The following is a 208-nucleotide window of genomic DNA, read 5'->3' on the forward strand; positions in this document are numbered from 1 at the left end:
GATGATAGTGAAACTTTTATATAAACGACATCTGTATATTTTAACCGTTCTCCTAAGTCATCATTTAGTATATCATCAATATATTCATCGGCGCTTTTGGCGTAGGCGATATCAAATAAGTACTGATTCTTAACAGGAAACAACGCTTCAGTGGTAAAGGAAGTGTTATTACTGTGAATTAATAATTTTTTCATATACTGTTAAAAAT

The 208-nt window shown here is 30.3% G+C and carries 1 protein-coding gene; it reads right to left on the reverse strand.

Features of this window, described 5'->3' with window-relative positions; translation table 11 throughout:
• On the reverse strand, nucleotides 1-194 hold a 194-nt coding region (locus ACRHOC_RS16015; protein ID WP_431159539.1), incomplete at its 3' end, for a hypothetical protein.
• Nucleotides 195-208 lie beyond the last annotated feature (14 nt).

Origin of the sequence: Winogradskyella poriferorum (genome assembly GCF_050618035.1) — a bacterium.
GTDB classification, from domain to species: Bacteria; Bacteroidota; Bacteroidia; order Flavobacteriales; family Flavobacteriaceae; genus Winogradskyella; species Winogradskyella poriferorum_A.